Source organism: Halopiger thermotolerans (genome assembly GCF_054654555.1).
This window is the reverse complement of sequence record NZ_BAAIEU010000001.1, coordinates 230,983-249,719: the sequence shown is the minus strand read 5'-3', so window position 1 is coordinate 249,719 and position 18,737 is coordinate 230,983. Positions and strand designations below refer to the sequence as shown.

Annotated in this window: 25 protein-coding genes; 9 read left to right on the top strand and 16 right to left on the bottom strand. The window is 68.4% G+C overall.

What is annotated here, in order from left to right:
* The first annotated feature begins 194 nt into the window (after positions 1–194).
* Positions 195–1,130, top strand: coding sequence for a D-2-hydroxyacid dehydrogenase (gene ddh, locus ACYQ26_RS01350; RefSeq protein WP_459806498.1), 936 nt, complete (start codon positions 195–197; stop codon positions 1,128–1,130).
* Positions 1,131–1,688, top strand: a complete 558-nt coding sequence (locus ACYQ26_RS01345) for a GNAT family N-acetyltransferase (protein ID WP_459806497.1) — start codon at positions 1,131–1,133, stop codon at positions 1,686–1,688.
* 24 nt (positions 1,689–1,712) lie between these two features.
* Here ACYQ26_RS01345 and ACYQ26_RS01340 read toward each other — a convergent pair whose 3' ends face one another.
* Positions 1,713–2,096, bottom strand: coding sequence for a putative zinc-binding protein (locus ACYQ26_RS01340; protein ID WP_459806496.1), 384 nt, complete (start codon positions 2,094–2,096; stop codon positions 1,713–1,715).
* 338 nt (positions 2,097–2,434) lie between these two features.
* Positions 2,435–3,052, bottom strand: coding sequence for a GTP-binding protein EngB (engB, locus tag ACYQ26_RS01335; protein WP_459806495.1), 618 nt, complete (start codon positions 3,050–3,052; stop codon positions 2,435–2,437).
* 174 nt (positions 3,053–3,226) lie between these two features.
* Here engB and ACYQ26_RS01330 point away from each other — a divergent pair, with 174 nt between their 5' ends.
* Complete coding sequence (locus ACYQ26_RS01330; protein ID WP_459806494.1) at positions 3,227–4,519, top strand: TIGR00341 family protein; 1,293 nt, start codon at positions 3,227–3,229, stop codon at positions 4,517–4,519.
* Positions 4,520–4,549: 30 nt separating this feature from the next.
* Here the strand turns inward: ACYQ26_RS01330 and ACYQ26_RS01325 are convergent, their stop codons facing one another.
* Both ACYQ26_RS01325 and ACYQ26_RS01320 read right to left on the bottom strand, forming a co-directional pair.
* Positions 4,550–4,867, bottom strand: coding sequence for a DUF7533 family protein (locus tag ACYQ26_RS01325; RefSeq protein ID WP_459806493.1), 318 nt, complete (start codon positions 4,865–4,867; stop codon positions 4,550–4,552).
* Positions 4,868–4,904: 37 nt separating this feature from the next.
* A complete protein-coding gene (locus ACYQ26_RS01320; protein ID WP_459806492.1) occupies positions 4,905–5,894 on the bottom strand; it encodes an NOG1 family protein in 990 nt (329 codons plus the stop codon).
* A gap of 82 nt (positions 5,895–5,976) precedes the next feature.
* On the opposite strand from ACYQ26_RS01320, the gene ACYQ26_RS01315 reads away from it, so the two are divergent.
* Together ACYQ26_RS01315 and ACYQ26_RS01310 are read left to right on the top strand one after the other, a co-directional pair.
* Positions 5,977–6,387 carry a DUF5518 domain-containing protein gene (locus ACYQ26_RS01315; protein WP_459806491.1) on the top strand — a complete coding sequence of 137 codons (411 nt, stop codon included), beginning with the start codon at positions 5,977–5,979 and terminating at the stop codon, positions 6,385–6,387.
* A gap of 96 nt (positions 6,388–6,483) precedes the next feature.
* Positions 6,484–6,705 carry a DUF7130 family rubredoxin-like protein gene (locus ACYQ26_RS01310; protein ID WP_459806490.1) on the top strand — a complete coding sequence of 74 codons (222 nt, stop codon included), beginning with the start codon at positions 6,484–6,486 and terminating at the stop codon, positions 6,703–6,705.
* Positions 6,706–6,804: 99 nt separating this feature from the next.
* Here the strand turns inward: ACYQ26_RS01310 and ACYQ26_RS01305 are convergent, their stop codons facing one another.
* From ACYQ26_RS01305 to ACYQ26_RS01285, 5 genes are all read right to left on the bottom strand, one after another.
* Positions 6,805–7,152: a four-helix bundle copper-binding protein gene (locus ACYQ26_RS01305; RefSeq protein WP_459806489.1), complete on the bottom strand. Its 348-nt coding sequence runs from the start codon at positions 7,150–7,152 to the stop codon at positions 6,805–6,807.
* A 152-nt stretch (positions 7,153–7,304) separates the two neighbouring features.
* Entirely contained in the window at positions 7,305–7,589 is a 285-nt protein-coding gene (hisE, locus tag ACYQ26_RS01300; RefSeq protein WP_459806488.1) for a phosphoribosyl-ATP diphosphatase, read from the bottom strand.
* The gene (locus ACYQ26_RS01295) at positions 7,590–8,057 is read right to left on the bottom strand and encodes a bifunctional nuclease family protein (protein WP_459806487.1); all 468 of its coding nucleotides are present in this window, start codon (positions 8,055–8,057) and stop codon (positions 7,590–7,592) included. It abuts the gene before it with no gap.
* A gap of 113 nt (positions 8,058–8,170) precedes the next feature.
* Positions 8,171–8,842: a pyridoxal 5'-phosphate synthase glutaminase subunit PdxT gene (pdxT, locus tag ACYQ26_RS01290; protein ID WP_459806486.1), complete on the bottom strand. Its 672-nt coding sequence runs from the start codon at positions 8,840–8,842 to the stop codon at positions 8,171–8,173.
* A 183-nt stretch (positions 8,843–9,025) separates the two neighbouring features.
* Entirely contained in the window at positions 9,026–9,187 is a 162-nt protein-coding gene (locus ACYQ26_RS01285; protein ID WP_459806485.1) for a preprotein translocase subunit Sec61beta, read from the bottom strand.
* Between the two features lie 139 nt (positions 9,188–9,326).
* Here ACYQ26_RS01285 and ACYQ26_RS01280 point away from each other — a divergent pair, with 139 nt between their 5' ends.
* Entirely contained in the window at positions 9,327–9,629 is a 303-nt protein-coding gene (locus tag ACYQ26_RS01280) for a thioredoxin family protein (RefSeq protein WP_459806484.1), read from the top strand.
* Between the two features lie 147 nt (positions 9,630–9,776).
* On the opposite strand, the gene npdG is transcribed toward ACYQ26_RS01280, so the two are convergent.
* The 3 genes from npdG to ACYQ26_RS01265 all read right to left on the bottom strand — a co-directional run bounded on the left by npdG (position 9,777) and on the right by ACYQ26_RS01265 (position 12,406).
* Positions 9,777–10,445, bottom strand: a complete 669-nt coding sequence (gene npdG, locus ACYQ26_RS01275; RefSeq protein WP_459806483.1) for an NADPH-dependent F420 reductase — start codon at positions 10,443–10,445, stop codon at positions 9,777–9,779.
* 69 nt (positions 10,446–10,514) lie between these two features.
* Positions 10,515–11,951 carry a hypothetical protein gene (locus tag ACYQ26_RS01270; RefSeq protein ID WP_459806482.1) on the bottom strand — a complete coding sequence of 479 codons (1,437 nt, stop codon included), beginning with the start codon at positions 11,949–11,951 and terminating at the stop codon, positions 10,515–10,517.
* 197 nt (positions 11,952–12,148) lie between these two features.
* On the bottom strand, positions 12,149–12,406 hold the full coding sequence (locus ACYQ26_RS01265) for a hypothetical protein (protein ID WP_459806722.1): 258 nt from the start codon (positions 12,404–12,406) through the stop codon (positions 12,149–12,151).
* 144 nt (positions 12,407–12,550) lie between these two features.
* Between ACYQ26_RS01265 and ACYQ26_RS01260 the strand changes: the two genes are divergently transcribed.
* A complete protein-coding gene (locus tag ACYQ26_RS01260) occupies positions 12,551–13,390 on the top strand; it encodes a glycerophosphodiester phosphodiesterase (protein WP_459806481.1) in 840 nt (279 codons plus the stop codon).
* Positions 13,391–13,436: 46 nt separating this feature from the next.
* Here the strand turns inward: ACYQ26_RS01260 and ACYQ26_RS01255 are convergent, their stop codons facing one another.
* On the bottom strand, positions 13,437–14,117 hold the full coding sequence (locus tag ACYQ26_RS01255) for a hypothetical protein (protein WP_459806480.1): 681 nt from the start codon (positions 14,115–14,117) through the stop codon (positions 13,437–13,439).
* Between the two features lie 160 nt (positions 14,118–14,277).
* Between ACYQ26_RS01255 and ACYQ26_RS01250 the strand changes: the two genes are divergently transcribed.
* The gene (locus tag ACYQ26_RS01250; protein WP_459806479.1) at positions 14,278–14,838 is read left to right on the top strand and encodes a response regulator; all 561 of its coding nucleotides are present in this window, start codon (positions 14,278–14,280) and stop codon (positions 14,836–14,838) included.
* Positions 14,839–14,847: 9 nt separating this feature from the next.
* Here the strand turns inward: ACYQ26_RS01250 and ACYQ26_RS01245 are convergent, their stop codons facing one another.
* Together ACYQ26_RS01245 and ACYQ26_RS01240 are read right to left on the bottom strand one after the other, a co-directional pair.
* On the bottom strand, positions 14,848–15,723 hold the full coding sequence (locus ACYQ26_RS01245) for a TIGR01548 family HAD-type hydrolase (RefSeq protein WP_459806478.1): 876 nt from the start codon (positions 15,721–15,723) through the stop codon (positions 14,848–14,850).
* A 64-nt stretch (positions 15,724–15,787) separates the two neighbouring features.
* Positions 15,788–16,213 (bottom strand): UPF0146 family protein, encoded by a 426-nt coding sequence (locus tag ACYQ26_RS01240; RefSeq protein ID WP_459806477.1) that lies wholly within the window; start codon positions 16,211–16,213, stop codon positions 15,788–15,790.
* 39 nt (positions 16,214–16,252) lie between these two features.
* Between ACYQ26_RS01240 and ACYQ26_RS01235 the strand changes: the two genes are divergently transcribed.
* Positions 16,253–16,774, top strand: coding sequence for an archaemetzincin family Zn-dependent metalloprotease (locus ACYQ26_RS01235; RefSeq protein ID WP_120245159.1), 522 nt, complete (start codon positions 16,253–16,255; stop codon positions 16,772–16,774).
* Positions 16,775–16,922: 148 nt separating this feature from the next.
* On the opposite strand, the gene ACYQ26_RS01230 is transcribed toward ACYQ26_RS01235, so the two are convergent.
* The gene (locus tag ACYQ26_RS01230) at positions 16,923–18,737 is read right to left on the bottom strand and encodes a ribosome biogenesis/translation initiation ATPase RLI (protein ID WP_459806476.1); all 1,815 of its coding nucleotides are present in this window, start codon (positions 18,735–18,737) and stop codon (positions 16,923–16,925) included.

The window sequence follows — 18,737 nt, the reverse complement described above, 5'->3', positions numbered from 1 at the left end:
GGAACGGGAAGCGACAGACCGAAACCCCCTCGAGCCGAAATTCGGGTGGCGGCCGTGACGAAGAGTTACCCCCTCCGAGCCCCTTGTGACGAGGGTTTTTCTCCGAGCCGCCGCTTCTGAGATCCGCCGGACAGCCCCGCTACTGTCGCGCGTTCGTGCAAACTTTGAACCACCAGTCGTGCGTACCGCCGCGCATGCAGTTCGAACTCGAGCGAATCGGCGTCCACGAGTCGGTCGAAACGGTCTTTCCCCCGTCTGAGCTTGCCGAGTATCTCGCCGACCTTCCCGCCGCAGTGTCGGTGATCGGCGACGACCCCGACGAGATCGCCGCCTGCGACGCCGTCGTCACCTTCGAGCACCGCGACGCCTTCCTCGAGGTCGACTGGGTCCACTCGATCCAGGCTGGCGTCGATCGGTTCCCGTTCGACGAGTTCGAGGCCGAGGGGGTCGTCCTTACGAACAGCACCGGGATCCACGACCGCTGGGTCGGCGAGACGGTCGCGGGCTACCTGCTCTCGTTCGCCCGGCGGCTCCACGTCCACGTCGCCAACCAGCAGGACCGCAACTGGGAGCAGCCCGCCTGGGACGAGGGGTTCACGCTGCCCGGCACGACGGCCTGCGTCCTCGGCACCGGCACCCTCGGCAGCGGCGTCGCCGAGGTGCTGGGCGCGCTCGGCGTCCGCGTGACCGGCGTTCGCCGCTCCGCCGAGCCCGTCCCCGGCTTCGAGGAGGTCTACGCGACCGATGACCTGCTCGAGGCCGTCGCCGACGCCGACTTCGTGATCGTCACGCTGCCGCTGACCGACGAGACGCGCCACCTCGTCGACGCCGACGTCTTCGAGGCGATGCGAGAGGACGCCTACTTCGTCAACGTCGGCCGCGGGCCGGTCGTCGACGAGCCGGCGCTGATCGACGCCCTCGAGACCGACGGCATCGCCGGTGCGGCCCTGGACGTCTTCGAAACCGAACCCCTGCCGGAGGAGTCGCCGCTGTGGGACATGGACGAGGTGATCGTCACGCCCCACTGTGCCGCGTTCACGGCGGACTACTTCCGCGCGGTCGGCGACATCGTCCGGGAGAACGTCGACCGACTCGCGGACGACGAGCCGTTCCACAACCGGGTGGTGTGAGTGGACGGGCCGCCGTCGGACGGCGACGACCCGGCAGTCGACGTCGCTTCGGAGATGGCCGCGGCCGTTCGGGTTCGCGAGGCGACTGCCGGCGACGCCCCCGCGATGGCCGAGGTCCACGCGGCTGCGATCCGCGAACTCGCCGGCGGTTCCTACGACGAGCGACAGCTCGAGGCCTGGCTCGCGAACGCTCACCCCGAACGGTATCCGATCGACGAAGCCGGGTTCCGCGTGCTCGTCGCCGAAACCGACCGCGGCGCTCTCGTCGGCTTCGGACTGCTCGACCTCGAACCGAGCGCCTACGGGTCGGCAACCGGTCGGATCAAGTCGATCTACGTCCGGCCAGACGTCGCCCGAACGGGGATCGGCACGGCGCTGCTCGAGCGACTCGAGGCCGCCGCGAGCGAGGCCGCCCTCGAGCAACTCGCCCTCACGGCGTCAAAAAACGCGATCGGCTTCTACGAGCGCCAGGGGTACGAAGGCGTCGACACGCGCACCCTCGAGATGGGCGACGGCGTGACGCTGCCGGCGTTGCGGATGCGAAAGCGACTCGCCTAGGTACCCGCCTCGTTTCGCGGGCCGTTACGCCTCGACCGCCTCGAGGCCCTCGATATCCGCCGCTAACTCGTCGAACAGTTCGTCGGCCTGCTCCTCGTCGTAGTCGGTGTGGTACTCCTTCGGGACCCCCTCCGCGGCCAGCATGTAGTGCAGGTCGGGTTCGACGTCGTGTTGCTCGAGACACTGCCGGGCGCACTCGAGCGGGCAGCCGTCGATGGCGACGACCGGTCGCCCGGACGTCGCGGTGTCGACCAGCGGCGCGACGTCGCCGCCGACGCCGGCGATACACGACATCTCGGCGACCTGCTCGCGGTCGAGCGATACCGCGAGGTCGTTCGCCATCTGGGCGGCGCTCGAGCAGCCCGAACAGGAGTAAACTAGCGGCAGATCGTCGTACTCGTCGGTCATGTGTACGGCTTCTCTCGCTGTCGTTCGATAGTCGTACCCCCGAACATGTACCGAAAAACAGGCGAATAGCGCTCCACGAGCGACAGCGGCACCACGTCACTTGGCCGGGCGCACGACTCGAGTATCACGAGAGTCGTGCAACCCGGGGAAGGGCAGGCGATCACACCGCTACCGGCCGCGAGCGAAGCGAGCGGGCCGACGACCGATGTGAGCGAGTGACCGACGCGAACGAGCGAACGGAGGGAGGAGTGCTTTTGATCAACCTTTTACCGAGGGACAGTGCGCTGTGCGGCAGCTATGCTGCCGTCAGCGCAGCAGACCGCAGCGTAAAAGGTTGGTTAGAAGAATTTGAACAGGTCGTCCCGCTGTTGCTCGTGGAGGTGCTCGCGGACGGCCTCGTTGAGCGGTTCGATCCGGCCTTTCTTGGCGGTGATCGGCGCGATGGTCTCTCGCCACTGCTTCCACGGCGGGTAGAGCCCGAGGCGGTCGCAGAGTTCGTTCAGGCGCTCGTCCTTGTCGTCGACCTTGTCCATCTTGTTGACGGCGACGACGACGGGGATTCCGAGGTCGCGCAGGAAGTGGAACATCTCCACGTCGTATGGGATCTCGTCCGGTCCGGAGTGGCGGTCGATGATGTCGATGACGCTCTTGCCGTCGACGACGAGGATCCCGACGAGGATGTTCTCGGCGTACTCCTCCAGATAATGGACGATGTTCGTCTTGATCTGTTCGCGGTACTCCTCGTCGACGCCGCTCATGAACCCGAAGCCGGGCAGGTCGGTGATGACGAAGTCCTCTGGGGCCCAGTCGTAGTGGTTCGGCTGGCGGGTGACGCCGGGCTTGCCGCCGGTGTCGAACGTGTGGCCGGTCAGCTCGCGCATGAGCGTGGACTTGCCCACGTTCGAGCGGCCGACCAGCGCCACCTCGGCCTCGCGATCGGGACGGGAATCGAACATGCGCCACCGTAGGCGCGTCGGGCCTATATACGCGTTGTACTGTACTCGGTCGCGACGGCCGCGAGGCGCTCGCGGCCGTCGGATCCGCGGAAGCTCCGAGACGGGGCGACCGACCGCCGGGCAGGCGACCGAATGCCCCCGGAATTATGACCCCTGCCTGTCTCACCCATCCACGTGCGGCTCGTACAGTTGACGGTTCCGACGGGTAAGCGGGAGACGATCCTCGAGACGCTCGACGAGCGGGGGGTCGATTACGTCCTGACCGACGAGGACAGCAACCGCGAGTACGCGGCGGTCGTCTACTTCCCGCTGCCGGATCCGGCCGTCGAGCCCGTCCTCGACGAACTCCAGCGCGTCGGCGTTGACGAGGACGCTTACACGGTCGTCGTCGACGCGGAGACGGTCGTCTCCCGGCGCTTCGAGGAGTTGCGTGACGAGTACGAGAACGGCGACGTCGAAACGGACCGCATCTCGCGACAGGAGCTCCGGTCCGAGGCGGACGATCTGACGCCGACCTTCAGGATCTACGCGATCATGACGATCATTAGCGCGCTCGTCGCCACCGCCGGCCTCCTGTTGGACTCGCCGGCGGTCGTCGTCGGCTCGATGGTGATCGCGCCGCTGATCGGGCCGGCGCTCGGCGCCAGCGTCGGGACGGTGATCGACGACGAGGAACTGTTCAAGGAAAGCGCCCTCTACCAGATCGCCGGTGTCGCGCTCGCGATCGGCGCCGCGGCCGTCTTCGCGTGGACGGTCCGGACGACGAACGTCGTCCCGCCGGGGCTCGAGATCAATACGGTCGGCGAGATTTCAGAGCGCCTCCGGCCGGATCTGCTCTCGCTGGTGATCGCGCTCGGCGCCGGCGTCGCGGGAGTCATCAGCATCGCGACGGGTACGTCGGTCGCGCTGGTCGGCGTCATGATCGCGGCGGCGTTGATCCCGCCCGCCGCGGCCGCCGGGGTCGCGATCGCGTGGGGCCAACCGGACGCCGCGATCGGTGCGACGGTACTCGTCCTGGTCAACGTGCTCTCGGTCAACCTCGCCGGGCTGGTGACGCTGTGGTACGCCGGCTACCGGCCCGACAGCCTGTTCTCGCTCGGCGAGACCGAGCAGCGCCTCCGGCGCCGAATCGTCGGGTTGGGCCTCATCGTCCTCGTTTTCGCCGTCTTTCTCGGCGCGATCACCTACTCCTCCTTCGCCACCGCGACCTTCGAGGAGAACGCCCGCGAGGAGGTCGAGCAGGTCCTCTCCTCCGAGGAGTTCGAACAGTACCAGCTGCTCGAGTTCGAGGTCGTGATGGACGAGAACTACCCGTTCCTCGGCCCCCAACAGGTGATCGTGACGATCGGCGGCCCGCCCGACGCGTCGCCGCCCGAACTGGCCGACGTCCTCTACGAGCGGATCAACCGCCACACCGACGAGCCGGTCGGCGTCGAAATCCGGTACGTGAACGTCATCGAGCGGTAGCGGATCGCTCGAGCGCGGCCCGTTGTCACGTCACCGGCGGATCCGCTCGCGGAGGCTCGTATCTGCGCTCGCATCCGAACCGGCATCCCCGTCAGCCGCCGCCTCGTTCGCGCTCGAGTCGCCGCGCCGAACTCGCTCGAGTCGCCGGCGGAGCCACGTTCGCGGGCCGCCGATCCGGTTGACGAGGTACGTCGGGAAGTACAGCGCGACGGCGCCGAGCGCGAGGAAGCCGACGCCGCCGACGAGTCGGCCGGCGCGGAGGAACTCGAACCCGACGACGAACATCGGCCCGGCCATCGAGAGCCCCGCGGCGTACTGGAGCATGTCGAACAGGCCGAGCCGTTTCACGGTCTCGCCTCCCCGTTCGGGTCCCGTCTGCGGGCGCTCATTCGTCGAACGGCAGCTCGGGTTCGTAGTCGACCGCGTCGACCGCCGCGTCCAGTACCGTTTCGACGTTCTCGCCGGTTTCGACGCTCATCGTGTAGTCCGCGGCCATCTCGTCGAGCAGGTCGTCGTCCCAGACCTCCCGTCGATCGGCCTTGTTCGCGATCGTGAGGACCGGGATCTCCTCGAACCGGGCCGCGATCGAATCGCGCAACTCGAGTTGCGAGGCCAGCGGGTAGCCGCACTCGCCGCTGGGGTCGAGCATCACGAGCATACAGTCCGCGAGGTGCTCGATGGCGCTGACGGCCTGCGATTCGATCTCGTTGCGCTCTTCCGGGGGCCGGTCGAGCAGCCCCGGCGTGTCGACGATCTGGTAGCGGATGTGGTCGCGCTCGAAGTGGCCGACGCCGATCCCCTTCGTGGTAAACGGATACGAAGCGGTCTCGCCGCGGGCGCTCGTGACGCCGTTGACGAATGACGACTTCCCGACGTTGGGGTAGCCGGCGACGACGATCGTCGGCTCGTCGGGATCGATGTCGGGCAGATCCCGGAGGTCGTTGCGCGCCTCGTTGATGTACAGCAGGTGGTCGTCGATCTGTTCGACGATGTCCGCCAGTCGGGCGAAGGCCTGTTTGCGGTGCTTGCGCGCGGTGTCCACGTCGGTCTTGCGCAGGCGGGGCTGGTACTCCTCGTGGATCTCGCGGGCCTTGCGGCTGGCCCACATCACTTCCGAGAGGCTCTGTCGCAGCTTGTCGACGTCGACGATCGCGTCCGCCAGTTCGTAGTAGAACGGGTGGGCGTCGTACTCGAAGTCCGGCCAGGCCGTGACGACGTTCTCGAGGTTGTCGGAGATGATGTTCGCCGCCGTCTGCAGCATCGACTGCTGGGCCTCGAGGCCGCCCTTGGCCTTGCCGGCCCGCGCCGCCCGCGAAAACGCCTTGTCGATCAACTCTTCCGACGTGGGCGTCGTCGGAAGGTCTTCGAAAATCATGCCCGCTGCTATGACCCGCGCCCATAAAAGGGCGTCCGTTGGCCGCCGTCAGCTTATCCCTCCCGGCGCCCTACGGACGAGTATGACAAACTGGCGTGCGGTCTTCGTCGGATTCCTCGTCGCGACCGTTCTCGGAATCTTGGGGCTGGCCCTACCGGGGGTCGGCCAGCTCGCGGCGGGACTGATCGGCGGCTTCGTGGCCGGTTACATGGCCGGCGGCGGCATCGGGAGCGGCTTCTGGCACGGCCTGCTCGCCGGCGCGCTCGGCGGGATCATCGGCGGCCTGCTCATCGGGGTCGCCGTCGGGATCGCCGGGCTCGCGCTCGGTCCCGTCGGCGGCGCGATCTCCGGCACCGTCGGCCTCGGTATCTTCGCGTTCGCGGTCGCCGTCTCGCTGGTCATGGCCGTCGAGAGCGCGATCGCCGGCGCCGTCGGCGGCGCGCTCAACTCGGGGACCGATGCCGATCGCGCGACCGGCGGACAGCGGTACTGAGGCTCGCATTTTTAATTGGAACGTTCGATCCTCGAGCGCTCGGTTCAGAATACTACGGTATTGTTTAACACACTTCAGGGCGTAGTCGGTGCCGTGATGCGATCCGCAACCAGCTACGCGTCCACCGACGGCGAACTCCGGAGCAAAGCGGAGACCGAACGCCCGATCGGCAGGCCGCGGGATCCGGCCGATCAGGTCCACCTGACGTGGCGGTGCGGAGCGTGCGGAGAGACGGGACGGCTGCGGGATCGGCTGCCGACGAGCTGTCCGGGGTGTGCGGACCCGAGCGCGGAGGTGTACTACCGGGACGAAGACTAGGGCCGCCCGTTCGATTTCGGAACCGACGATGCCCGCTCGAGCGTTGGACGTGACCGCGGAGAAAGCGGCCGCACCGCCCGCGGCTCCGACGCCGTCCCTTCAGCTCGAGGCCATCTCCCGACAGCTCTCGGCGCACTTCGGGAGGATCTCGGCGCAGGCCTGGCAGTGGTCGTGGTCGTGCTGGCTGCACTCCTCAGCGCACTCCTCGCAGAGGTCCGCACAGAGTTCACCTAGCTCTTGGTGGTAGCCCGAGTTCCGGGCCATGAACCGGGCGTGCAGCGCGGCGACGTCGGCCACGTCCCGGCAGAGCCGGATGCAGCGGGCCATCCCCTCGCCGTGGTCGGCGGACTCGTCCGCGCACCACTCGCAGACCTGGACCGCCTCGAGGCAGTTGTCGATACACTCCTGCATCTGGTCGTCCGCATGCTCGAGTTGTTGGAGCGCCATCGCGGACTACCGTCACCGCTCGCGGTAATCAACGTAACACGGGCGACTGCAAGGAGAGCACTCGGTATTTCACGCGGTAGCGTCGGACCCGATGTCGGTCGAATCGGCGGCTCCGGCGGCGGTCCCGGCGACCGCCCTCGCTTCGGTGCGAGCTAGCGTCGCGACTCGAGTTCGGCCTCGAGGTCCGCGAGGTCCATGTCCTTCATCGAGAGCAACACGAGCAGGTGGTAGACGATGTCGGCGGCCTCGTAGGCGATCTCCTCCTCGTCGTCGTCCTTCGCGGCGAGGACGAGTTCCGTCGTCTCCTCGCCGAGCTTCTCGAGGACCGCGTTCTCGCCTTTCTCGTGGGTGAACAGCGAGGCGGTGTAGGAGTCCTCCGGCAGCGTTTCCTTGCGATCCTCGATCACGGCGAACAGGGCTTCGAGCGTGTCGTCCATCTACATCTCACCGGCGACGTTGCGGATGTCTTCCAGTTGGTCGAACTTGTCGCTGTCGTCTCGGCCGTTCTCGAAGACCTCCTCGGTGACCTCGATCGCGGCGTTCGTCCGGGCGGCAAGCGCCAGCGAATCGCTCGGCCGCGCGTCGATCACCGTTCCGCCGCGGGGCGTCTCGAGGTGGAGATCCGCGATGTAGGTGCCGCCGCGGCCGCCGTCGCGCTCCTCGATCTCGCTGACGACGACGCGGTCGATCCGACCGCCCAGTTCCTCGATCACGTCCAGCAGGAGGTCGTGGGTGAGGGGGCGGCCGATGTCCTCGGCCTCGAGGCCGCGGGCGATGCTGGTCGCCTCGTCGAACCCGATGAAGATGGGGACGACGTCGTCCTCGTCGTCGACGCTCAAGACGACGACCGGCACCGGCCCCTGCTGGGTTCCCGCGACGCGGACCGCGTCGATGGATGCTTGCATACCGCAACCGTCGCGTGCGAGGGAGAAAACATGTCCGGTCGCGAATGCATGCACGCGACGCGCCGCGTGACGGTGCGGCGACCGCACCGATCGCGACTGTCGCGCGGGCCGCGTCAGGTCGACTCCGTCGCCGCTGCGTCGTCCTCGAGGGTCGGCACCGACGCCGCCTCGTTCTCGAAGAAGGCCAGCCCGTGAATACGACTGTCAGGGGTCAGTTCGGGGTGGAAGGCGGTTCCGACGACGGGGCCCTGTCGGACCGCGACCGGGCGGCCGTCCCACGTCGCGAGGATCTCGGGGTCGGCATCGCCCTGTTTGCCATCCGCGTCGACGCCGACGTCAGCGATCGCCGGCGCGCGGATGAACACCGCCGGATACGGGTCGTCGTCGGCCAGTCCGTCGACAGCGAGCGGCGCCTCGAAGCTGTCCTTCTGTCGGCCGAAGGCGTTGCGCTCGACCGCGACGTCGAGCAGGCCGAGCTCGTCGACGCGGTCGTCGTTCGGATCGCTCGAGGCGACGATCAGGCCGGCGCAGGTGGCGAGCAGCGGCTTTCCCGCAGCGACGTGGTCCCGAATCTCGGGCGCGATCCCCTCGCCGTGGACGAGCCGGGAGATGGTCGTCGACTCGCCGCCGGGCATCGCGAGCAGGTCACAGTCGGGGACGATCCCCGACTCGCGGATCTCGTGGACGGTGACCTCGTGGCCGCGGGCCCGTGCTGCCCGCTCGATGGCGTCGGCGTGCTCTTCGACGTCGCCCTGAACGGCGACGACGCCAGCGGTCAGTGACATGCGCGCCCGTAGGGATGGCGGGGTCAAAAAGGCCGCGTCCGCGTCGGCGACCGCCGTTTCGTCCCCGTTCAGTCGCCGCTCGAGCGGCGACCGCGACGACTGGAGGCCACGGTCGTCGATGCACCGTTACCGTCGCGGTCGCTGCCGGTGTGACCGATCGAGAGCGAGAAGCGAACGAATCGATTACGCGACGAAGGTCAGCAACTGGACGAGAACGCCGAGCAGCACGCCGGTCGCGATGACCGTCTTGGGGTTGATCAGGATCGCGTTCGAGTCCTCGGAGTCGAAGTACCGGACGAGTCCGGCACTGGACATCAATCCGCCGGAGTTTTGGCCACTATCCATGTGCGGTCATACGGTCGCCCGGAACTAAATCTTTCGTCCGGCGGACCGCCGCCGGCAGTCAGCCGGCTGTTCGCCGGCGACGCCGTCCCAGGCCGTTCGCACCGAGATTGCGGCAAGCGCGCGCGACTGGGAAACCCTTATGCGCGGCGCGTGGCAACTAGCGCTGAACCGCATGACTGTCACGCTCAAGGACTTCTACGCGGACTGGTGTGGCCCCTGCAAAACCCAGGATCCGATCCTCGAGGAACTCGAGGAGGACTGGGAGGGTCGCTTCGAAGTCGAGAAGGTAAACGTCGACGAACAACAGGACCTGGCCAACGAGTACCAGGTCCGCTCGCTGCCGACGCTGATCATCGAAAACGACGACGGCATCGTCGAGCGCTTCGTCGGCGTCACCCAGCGCGAGGACCTCGAGGACGCCCTCGAGTCCGCCGGCGCGTAGACCGCAGCACCGACTACCGGGTCGCGACACCGAGACATCGCGAGACGGCAGGTCCGCGGACGGCCGTCTCGTTCGTTTCTCTCCGTTTCACCGCCCCGTAGCGACCGGTATCGCCCGGTCCGGGTTGCACTCGAGTCGGCAGTCGCGTCACTCCTGCCACTTGACGCCCAAGTCGTGGACGTCGTTGTACATCGTGAGCGTGATCGTCAGCGCCGTGAGGCTCTCGATCGCCGCCGCGTTCGACAGCGGCCCCGCCTCGAGCGCGCGGAGTCCCTCGATCTCGTTGGTCAGGTCGACGACGGTCCGAACGGCGTCGCGATCGGTTCCGACGACGGGCGTGTCGTAGTCGATGTCCGCCTCGAGGTCCGCGAGTCGGCCGGCCGGGAGGTTGTGGTACGCGCCGACGACGGGGACCCCGTCGGGCGCTCGCCGGGCGACGAGCTCGGTCGTGCTGCCGGCCGCGGGCGGGTGGAACTGCATCCCGCCCTCGTCGCGTTGCATGGCGACCGCGGGCGTGACGAGGATCGTGTCGTCGTCGAGCGCGTCTTCGACCGACTCGATCGTATCGCCGACGTGGTACGGCGGGACCGCGAGCACCGCGACGTCGGCGCGGTCGGTGACCATCTCGTTGACGAACCCCTTGACGGTCGCTTCGGCGCCGTGGGCCGCGAGGGTTTCCTCGTAGTCGGCGACCGCGTCCCGGGCCCGTTCGGGATCGCGGGAGCCGACGAGCACCTCGTGGTCGGTGTCTCGTCCGAACCGGAGCGCGAGCCCCTCGCCGATGTCGCCGGTGCCGCCGAGCAGTGCGATTCGCATACGCGCCTCTGGGACCGAAATCGGAATAAAACCGGGTGATCGGCCCGTCCGTCGGCAGCGTGATGATCGTCACTTGGCGAAGACCTGCACCGACACCGCGTCGGCGTCGTCCTCGCCGCGAACGCGAACCGGGAACTGCTCGTTCTGCTTGGTCGGATACGTCTCGAAGCCCAGCGTCGCCGCGCCCGTCTCGCCGGGTTCGACGACCACCTCCTGCGTGTCGAGCTTCTTCGGATCGTGGCCGACGATCAGTTCGAGCGTCTGCCGGCCGGTCTCCGTCCCGGTGTTCGTGATGTCGACGATCACCTCGAGGTACTCGCCCGCGTCGACCGGCGAGTTCGTGGTGCGGATCGAGAGCTCGAGCGTCGCGCCGTCGCCGGATCCGTCGTCGCCGTCGGCCCCATCGTCACCGTCGCCGTCTTCGTCACCGCCATCGTTGCCATCGCCACCGTCGTCGAGCTCCCCGAACTGCCAGTACGAGTCCAGCGATGCGACCGTCCCGTCCTCGCAGATCACCCACGGGATGATACTACAGGTGTGACAGCCCGCGTCCGTCGTCAGCCGCGCCGTGTCCGTCCGCCCCTCGAGGTCGGTCACCTCGAGGATCGTATCGGCCTGGGTGAGCCACCAGACGACCCGATCGAGGCCGCCGTCGGGATCGGTCGCCTCGAGCTCGAACGTCACCGGTTCGTCGTTCGTCACCGGGACGGCCCCCGAATCGGGTCGAATCGGCTCGATCGTCGGCGAGCGGTGGCCGCCGCCGGTCACCTCGACTCGCCAGCGGGCCGCGTACGATCCGTCTCGTTCCCGCGGGAGGACGGCCGCCGCGATGTCGTATGTACCCGGCGAGTCGAACGTCTCCCGCCAGTAGTGGGCCTCGGCGACGCCGTAGTAGGTCGACTGCCACGGGCCGCCGGGACCCCCGGCGACCTGCTCGCCGTCGAGCCACCAGACGGTCCACTGGGACTCGTTCGGATCGACCGCGCCGGCCTCGAACAGCACCTCGGTCCCCGGTTCGATCGTCACGTCGGAGCCGGGCCGCGCGGTCGACAGCGCCGACGCACCGGTCACGGAGACGGTCTGTTCGTCGGCTCCGCCGTCGGTTTCGATCCGAACCGGAAACTCGCTGTACGACGGCACTGGATAGGTGAAAAAGCCTTGCTCGACCGTGCGCGTCTCGCCGGGGTCGATCGGCACCTCTCGGCGCCCCAACCGCTTGGGATCGTGTCCCACGATGAGTTCGACGGTCGTCCGCATGGCCGCCGAGCCGCGGTTCGCGATCGCGGTCGTCACCTCGAGGTACTCGCCCGCGTGCACCGGCGCGTTCGTCTCGACGATTTCGACCTCGAGGTTCGCCGTCCCGTTCCCGCCCCCGGTCGTGTCCCGCGTTCCGGTCGCGGCCCGGGCCTCGCCGCGGTCGGTTCCCCGCGCCCAGCCCGTCGCACCGAGCGCGACGGTCCCGGTCGTGATCCCTCGCAGCACCCGCCGTCGAGTCGGTCCCCGCATACCGGGTCGGTAGCGCGAAGCGGACCGAAAGTACGGCCTACCGTTTCACTTCGCAACCCGCCGTTTCGGGTGCGGCGGCGGGCCGCCGCTCGCGGCGTTGGGTCGGACTACTCGAGCAGAACCGGACAACGCGCTCCCTCGCCGCTTGTAGGCGGGGATTACGAGGGTTGTTAGGGTTCGAATCGTCGACGGGGCCGTCAGGGGGCGTCGTCCTCCTCCGGATTCATCGACGCGCCCAACCCGCTGCCGTAGGCGTCCCGGTTCCGCACCTCGCGGATCCGTTGCTCGAGTCGCTCCTCGAGCGCCCGCCGTCGCTCCTCGTCCACGTCGGGATCGTCGCCGAGCGCCCGCAGGTCCTCGCGGGCCGTCCGGAGGACGGAAACGGCTTCTTCGGTCTCGAGATCGGTTGCGCGATCCAACTGCCGCTCGACGTCCGCGAGGGTGAGATCGGTCACGGAAGCGACGACCACGGGCAGGGTGTTGAAGGGGTGGCCGGGAGACGCCACCCGACCTCTCGGCCCGACGATTCCGCCGTCCGTTCCGTCGACGTTCGACGATCCGAACGCAGGTTCCATTACCCGTCCTGTCGTTGCGCCGGTATGTCCAGCCGCACGCGCTCCCGGCCCGCCGTCATCGCCCACCGCGGCTACGCCGGCGTCGCCCCCGAGAACACCGTCGGCGCGGCCGTTCGGGCCGCCGACCGCGACGAAACGACGATGATCGAGATCGACGTCCAGCCGGCCGCCTGCGGGACGCCGGTCGTCGTCCACGACGAGCGCCTCGAGGGCACTCGCCTCCGCGACGGCCGGCCGCTCACCGACGCCGAGGGGTTCGTCTGGGAGATGCCACTCGAGGGGGTACGAGACGCGCGAGTCCTCGGCACCGACGAGACGGTGCCGACGCTGGCCGCCCTGCTCGAGGCCGTCCCCGAAGCGGTCGGCGTCAACGTCGAACTGAAGAACCCCGGGGCGACCGACCTGCGGTTCGGCGAGACACTCGCGCCCGACGAGCGCGACGCGCGGCGCGCGGTCTGGGCGCCGTTCGTCGAGCGCGTCGTCGCCGAGTGTCGCGCCTTCGACGGCGACCTCCTGTTCTCGTCGTTCTGCGAGGGCGCGCTCGCCGCGCTCCGCGAGGCCGCGCCCGAGTACGCCGCCGCGCCGCTAATCTGGGACGACCTCGAGGCCGGCCTGACGATCGCCGACCGGTACGACTGCGAGGCGATCCACCCGCCGCGCAACGCCGTCGCCGGCGTGCCGCTGGCGACGACGGTGTACGCCGGCCTCCCGGCCGCCGAGCCGGCGATCGACGTACTCGAGCGGGCCCACGCCGACGGCCGCGCGGTCAACGTCTGGACGGTCGAGACGTGGGGCCAGTTCGAGCAACTCGCCGCGGCCGGCGTCGACGGGATCATCGCGGACTATCCCGGCTTCGGGACGTGATTCGTTCTCGGCGGTAGACTGGTATCGTTCTCGGGCGACCGATCGTCTACGCGCGCCGGGTTAGCCAGTTCGGGACGACCGCGCTCCCCTCGCCGATCCCGAGACGCACCACCAGCACCTGCCCGAGGCAGGCGACGGCGACGCGGAGCGACGACTCGGTCACCCGCTCCGCTCCGAGCGGGTCGATAACGGCCGCGACCGGCGCCAGCGCCGCGACGGCGACAACGGCCAGCGCTGCGACCGCCACGGCGACCCCGGACCGGCCGGGGCCGATCCGGTCGAACCGGAGCCGCTCGAGGCCGCCGTAGAACGCGAGTCGGGCGCCGACCAGCGCGCAGCCGAGCGGGTACAGGTTCGCGGTTCCGGCGGGCAGGTCGGCGAACAGCGAGAGCGCGTAGGCGCCGGGGAGGAAGGTTGCGGGCAGGGCGACGACCGAGAGCCAGGCGAAGTCGATCCCGCCGGTCGCGTTCGCGCCCAGGCGACGGTAGCCCCCGCGCTCGAGCCAGAGCGTGCCGCCGACGGCGACGCCGAAGACGCCGGCCCAGACGGCGACCTCCGGCACGACGGCGACGGAGCGCGCGCCGATCGAGCCGCCGAACTCGCCGTCGATCGCCATCACCGCGTTCGTCGCGGCCCAGGCCAGCCCGACGAAGGTACCCACCGCCGCGCCGAGTTCGACGAGCACCGCTCGTCCCGTCGCGCGGAGCCGTCGGATCGTCCTGGTCATGCGCGTCGCCCCATCAGTTATCGCTTTGATATTGTCGCATGAAATAAATAACTCCGCCCCGCGACCGGCACCTCGAGCGACGAGCCGCTCGATCGCGAGGACCGGCCGGAGCGACCTCGAGCACCGCGAAGCTCTTGAGTCTCCCCGACCAACCCCGGCTATGGCAGGGCCGCTGACCGAGGATGCGATGACGATTCTGCTCGTCGAGCCGAACCCGGGGGACGCCAGGCTGTTCGACGAGTCGTTCGCCGACGCGAACATCGCGTGCGACGTCCACACCGTCTCCGACGGCGAGAGCGCGCTCGATTTCGTCCACCGGCGGAACGACCACGCCGACCGGCCGCGACCGGACCTCGTCCTGCTCGATTTCCACTTGCCGGGCGTCAGCGGTGAAGACGTCCTGACCGCGCTCAAATCCGATCCCGCGTTTCGCCGGACGCCGGTCATCGTCATGACCAGCTCGGACGCCGAGGAGGACATCGCCCGGTCCTACGACCTCCACGCGAACGCCTACGTCCAGAAGCCGGTCGAACCCGACGAGTTCGTCGCGCTCGTCCGCTCGTTCGAGGACTTCTGGCTGACGTTCGTGCGGTTCTCCTCGGACGAGATGGGGGAGACAAGGGAGACGGGGGAAGCGGGCGAGGCGAGCGGAGCGGGCGAAGCCGGGGAACCGGACGAGCTCTGTGAGGCCGGCGAGGCCACCGAGGCCGGCGATGAATAGCGACCGGCCTTACTCGGCAAGCAGGTCCGGCAACTCGTTGACCGACTCGAGCACCGCCGCCGCGTCTTCGGCCTCGTACTTCCGTCGGCCCTCCTCGCCGGTGAGCCCGCCGGTGAGCACGCCGACGCCGTAGTACTCCCGATCCGGATCGGCCTCGGCGGCGTTGGTCGCCGTCCGCACGTCGTCTAACGTGTCGCCGGCGAAGACGACGGCGTCAGCGTCGAACCGCTCGGCCAGCGTCGTCAGCGCCCGCGGGTGAGGCTTCCCTTCTTCCCAGTCGTCCATCGTGAACCGGTGCTCGAGGTCCACGGCGTCCTCGAGTCCGACCCGTTCGAGGGCGATCTCGGCCTCGGCTTCGGGGCGACCGGTCAGGACGCCGACGTCGTACTCGGCGAGCAACGCGTCGCGGGCGTCGGCCTCGAGCAGCACCGGCTCGTCGTGGATGAATCCCTCGGTCTCGACGTCGGGCTCGCCGCCCTCGAGCCCCCGATACAGCTCCGCGCCGAGGTAGAGCTGCTGGAAGACGTCGCGCAGTCGCTCGCGATCCCAGCGCTCTTTGACGCGCTGGGTGGCTCGGGCGCCGATCCGGTCGCGGACGACGGCCTCGGCGGCCTCGAGGCCGCCCCCCGCGTCGGCGATCCGATCGGTGTACTCCGCGATCGACTCGTCGTACCCCTCCCCCGTCGCGAGCACGTAGAGGGCGGCGGCGTAGGTGAGTTCCCAGTCGTTGTTGAACCCGCCCGCGTCCTTGAACTCCTGAATGTCTTCCTTGCGGATCGTACGGTCGTAGACGTGGTCGACGGACTCGACGATCGCGCGCCGGTAGGAGTCGGCGACGTCGACGAGCACTCCGTCGATGTCGAGGACGACGGCGTCTGCGTTCATACGCCCTCGAACGGGCCGGTCGGAATAAAGACGGTCGGTTTCGCCGCCCGCTCGAGGCGCGGTCTCACTCGCTGGCGGCTCCGGCTCCGGGTCCGGCGGTGCGAGCCACGTACAGCGTCCCCGTCTCGATCGTCCTCCGCTCGACCGGCACCGCCGGTTGGTCCCCGCCCAGCGTCGTGAAGTAGAAGTCGGCGTCGGCCTCGCGGGCGACCTCGAGCGCCGGCCGGTGGAGTTCGGGCGGCAGGTTCCGCGCGTAGATCGCGTCCGCGTCGGCGTAGATCGACGGGTCCGGATCGACGATGTCGTCCTGCACGAAGCGGACGCCCTCGGGAACCTCGCGCCGGTAGATGTCCGTTGCCGTCACGGAAACACCCGCTTTCGCGAGCGCGGCCGCCAAGTCGGTCCGGCGGCCGATCCCGATCTCGACTACCTGGTCGTGCTCGCTGAGGTAATCGATCATTGCGTCCGGCCGGCGGCGAGAGTGGGGCACGGCGGGACGTTTATGGCCTCTGCGCCCATAGCGGTTGCCATGCTCGTCGACATCGTGCCGGTCGGCAACGTCCCCGCGGAGGTCAAGCGGGCCGCCTCCTCGGCGTTGCGATCGGTATACGACTGCGAGGTCTCGATCAACGACTCGCAGTCGGTTCCGAACGGCGCGTACGACTCCGGCCGGAACCAGTACTCTGCCGAATCCTTCATCCAACTGGCCGAACGAGTCGGCCGCGGAGACAAAAACATCGCCATCACGCCCCACGACCTCTTCTACCGCCGGCGAAACTACGTCTTCGGACTGGCCTACCTCGACGGCAGCGGCAGCGTCGTCTCGACCTACCGCCTGCAGACCTCGAGCGACGGCGGCTTCTCGAACCAGAGCGCCGAGGAAATCTTCGAGGACCGCGTCCGCAAGGAGATCGTCCACGAGATCGGCCACACCTACGGCCTCGAGCACTGCGACAACAATCGCTGCGTGATGAACTTCTCGCCGACGGTTCGCGAGGTCGACATCAAGGAGGAGAACCTCTGCGGCAGTTGTCAGCGACTGATTAGCTGACTTCGGCTCGCGGCTCGCGTTTCGAGGTCGGGAGCGATCACTGCTCGTTCGATTCTCCGAGTTACCGAGTCTCCGATTCGAACCGGTCCGAGCGACTGCGACGAGAACTGAAAACCGACGACCGTCCGGCGACCGCTGAGGGGCCGACTCAGGGCGCGTAGTAGTACTCGCCCTCGCTCTTCTGTTCCTTGTCGAGTTGCGAGTCGGGCTTGTTGATCCGCGGCCGGGACGTGCGCTCGTCGCGGCGGAACGTGACCTCGAGGTTCGCGAGGAACTCGTTCATGCCGTCGCGCATCGACTGGGGCTGGCCCGCGTGGCCGTGGACGGCCGGTTCGCCGTCGAAGACCATCAGGCGATCCGCGAGCAGGTCGATCATGTAGATGTCGTGGTCGATGACCATCACGGTCGCGTCCTGCTGTTCGGCGTAGCGCCGGATGGCGCTGGTGGCCTGGACGCGCTGTTCGACGTCCAGGTGCGCCGAGGGCTCGTCCAGCAGGTACAGGTCCGCGGAGTCGGAGAGACACGCGGCGATGGCGACGCGCTGGCGCTCCCCACCGGAGAGGTCCGAGAGGTTCTGCTCCATGATCCGCTCGAGCTGGAGCGGCTGAGCGATCTCGGTGTTCCAGTACGAGGAGCCGAACTGGTCCGTGATCGAGGAGAGGAACGCGTCGACCCGCATGTGCTGGTCGATGGTCACGTACTGCGGTTTGTACGAGATGTCCAGATCGAGGTCCGCGTCGCCCTCGTCGGGCTCTAAGTTGCCCGTCAGGAGCTTCGCGAAGGTGGACTTCCCGATCCCGTTCGGGCCGACGATGCCAAGCACCTCGTTCTCGTGAATCTCGCCGCCCTCGACCTCGAGAGTGAACTCACCGTCCCCGTAGCTCTTGGTGAGGTCGGGGTAGTCGACGAGCACGTCCCCGTGGGTCGCGGTCCGAGGCGCGTGCTCCTCGAACTGGATGGGGTCCGGCCGGATCCGCATGTTCTCGTTCTCGAGGTAGCCCGAGAGGTACTCGTTGATACCATTCCGAACGGATTTGGGCGGGGTGACGACACCGTACGCGCCGGGCTCACCGTAGGCGACGTGAAGCGTGTCCGCCAGCAGGTCGAGGATTGCGAGGTCGTGCTCGACGACGAGCATCGACTTGTTCTCTTCCTCGGCGAGTTCGCGGATCAAGCGCGCGGCGGTGACCCGCTGGCCGATGTCCAGATACGGCGTAATCTCGTCGAGGAAGTAGAAGTCCGTGTCCCGCGCCAGCGTCGCAGCAAGCGCCACCCGCTGGAGCTCCCCGCCCGAGAGGTCGTCGATCGACTGCTCCATGACGGGCTCGATCGAGAGCCGCTCGACCAGCTGGTCGAGCGCGCCCCGTTCGTTCGTCCGCTCGAGCAGTTCGCGGGTGTTGCCGTCGAACGTCTCGGGAATCTGGTCGACGTACTGGGGCTTGCGGGCGACGGTCACGTCGCCGTCGCGGACATCCGCGATGTAGTCCTGCAGTTCCGTGCCGCGGTACGCCTCGAGGACGTCGTCCCAGTCGATTTCCTCCTCGTGGCGACCGAGGTTCGGCTCGAGTTCGCCGGCGAGGATGCGGACGGCGGTGGTCTTCCCGATCCCGTTCGGCCCGAGGATCCCGGTGACTTTCCCCTCTTGCGGGGCGGGGAGGCCGTACAGCGAGAAGGCGTTCTCGCCGTAGCGGTGGGCCGGATCGTCCTGCAGTTCCTGAGGCAGGTTGATGATCTCGATGGCGTCGAAGGGGCACTTCTCGACGCAGATGCCGCAGCTCTCGCCGAGGCAGATCTCCTCGGAGATCCGGACCTGTTCGGGCTGTCCTTCGTCGGCCTCCTCGCCGCGGAGCGTGATGCACTCCTTACCGGTGCGGTTGGGCGGGCAGTAGTTCTTGCACTCGTAGCTGCACCGGTCGGGCTGGCACCGATCGAGGTCGACGACGGCGATGCTATCGTCTGCCAT